The sequence below is a fragment of the Moorena sp. SIO4E2 genome, from assembly GCF_010671945.1.
Classification (GTDB): Bacteria; Cyanobacteriota; Cyanobacteriia; order Cyanobacteriales; family Coleofasciculaceae; genus Moorena; species Moorena producens.
Genome location: NZ_JAAHIE010001086.1, coordinates 1 through 1,750, shown reverse-complemented (window position 1 = coordinate 1,750; position 1,750 = coordinate 1). Strand labels below are relative to the sequence as shown.

The window sequence follows — 1,750 nt, the reverse complement described above, 5'->3', positions numbered from 1 at the left end:
TACAGAGTGCTAATTTGGCCTATGCTCATTTAGAAGGAGCTAATCTAGCTAATGCTGATTTAAGCAACAGTCGGTTGGAAGGAGCAATACTGAAGGGGGCTAATTTGCAGGGAGCAAGTTTAGCAGGGGCTAATTTGAATAAAGCTAATTTACAGGGGGCTAATTTAAAAGGGGCTAATCTAAATTTTACTAACTTCACAAACGCTAACCTATCTGATACTTATCTTGGGGGAGCAATGCTAGACCAAACCAACCTTGAAAATGCTGTGCTGGAAAGAGCTTGTTTCGGTCCTGTGGAATGTACTCTCAAAACCCATTCAATGACATCGTTTTCAACAGCGGCTACTTTCAAAGAGGTTAACTTCAAGGGAACGAACGTAAAAGGAACAAGTTTTAAGGGAATTGATGGGGAAACTATTCCCTGGGAAACTATGGAACTGTGCAATACAATTTTACCTGATGGAGTGGTAAGCGATCGCGATTGTTAGAATTAAGAATTTAGAATTTAGAATTTAGAATTGGGAGTAGGGAGTAGGGAGTAGGGAGTAGGGAGCAGGTAAGAGGTAAAAGGCAATAGGCAAGAGGCAAGAGGCAATAGGTAATAGGCAATAGGTAATAGGTAATAGGTAATAGGTAATAGGTAAAAAATCCTATGTACCTCTTAGTTATGGAAAACGCTGTATTAGCTTATTAGCTCATTATATAGCAATTCTCTATGCCATCAGGTACAAAGGTATCCCCCTAAATCCCCCGAGCGAGGGATTGCTCGCTCGGGGGACTTTGAGGTTGAGAAGCGTACCTCATAAATCCTATAAACCCTATAACTAATAATTTTATCATCCTTTGATGATGTTGTGATCCAAAATTACTAAACCATAAGTATTCCATTCCCGATTCCCAATTCCCGATTCCCGATTCCCGATTCCCGATTCCCGATTCCCAATTCTCAATTCTTAATTCCCAATTCTAAATTCTAAATTCTTAATTTCCTAAAAAAATAGCCGTAGAAATACTATCCACGGCTATGTCAATCACATATGTCAGAAATTTCCGAAACCCAAGGCCCCCGGGGGGGAAAACCCCCCAGAATTTTAGCGATGCAGCGCGGTCTTGGGGGTTTCCCCCATGAGCGACTGCATCAAGACAAGGTGTTATGGCAACAACCAATACTTGGTCATAGTAGTCATCACTTCACCTGGAATATCGGTCGGTTCTAGAGGCGTCCACTCCGCGATTTCTGCATAGCCTAGGGCATAAAGCATCTGCATACTATGAATTACTGATTCACGAGGACCTTTGAGAGTGTGCTGAGTAGGTTGTTTCTTGAAGTTGCGAGTAAATTTTTCTGACATTGTGAAAAAGTTCAGCTTGGTTTATATTTATTATTGTAATGATTATATTTTTAGTTGTCAAGGGTTTTTATTTTTTTTTTAGGGTTAATAAAAAAAAGTTATTTGACCGATAATAGGCTAGATAATTTTATTTTTTAATATCATTTTTTTTGGTATAATTTTAATTATGCAGCAAGTTCCAGACCCAGTGGTGCGTTACGGGGCGGACTATACCAACCCTGGCTACGAGGCCAAAAATAAGGGCAAGTCCGCCCCTAACGCACCCTACGCACTACTCCCTACTCCCTACTCCCTGTTCCCTGTTCCCTGTTCCTTATTTAATGTTAAAATTATGTCCAACAATCCTAACTATGATGCTCTTAAGGCAGCAATGAAATCTTTGCACGACCAGACAGTAT

General features: G+C 40.3%; 3 protein-coding genes. 2 read left to right on the top strand and 1 reads right to left on the bottom strand.

The genetic code is table 11. The features are described 5' to 3' along the window. Positions 1-488: pentapeptide repeat-containing protein (locus F6K37_RS40915; protein ID WP_287257016.1), on the top strand; the 488-nt coding region annotated here is incomplete at its 5' end. A 663-nt stretch (positions 489-1,151) separates the two neighbouring features. Here the strand turns inward: F6K37_RS40915 and F6K37_RS40910 are convergent. After that, positions 1,152-1,352, bottom strand: a complete 201-nt coding sequence (locus F6K37_RS40910) for a hypothetical protein (RefSeq protein WP_287257015.1) — start codon at positions 1,350-1,352, stop codon at positions 1,152-1,154. A gap of 166 nt (positions 1,353-1,518) precedes the next feature. On the opposite strand from F6K37_RS40910, the gene F6K37_RS40905 reads away from it, so the two are divergent. Next, on the top strand, positions 1,519-1,750 hold a 232-nt coding region (locus tag F6K37_RS40905), incomplete at its 3' end, for a hypothetical protein (protein WP_287257014.1).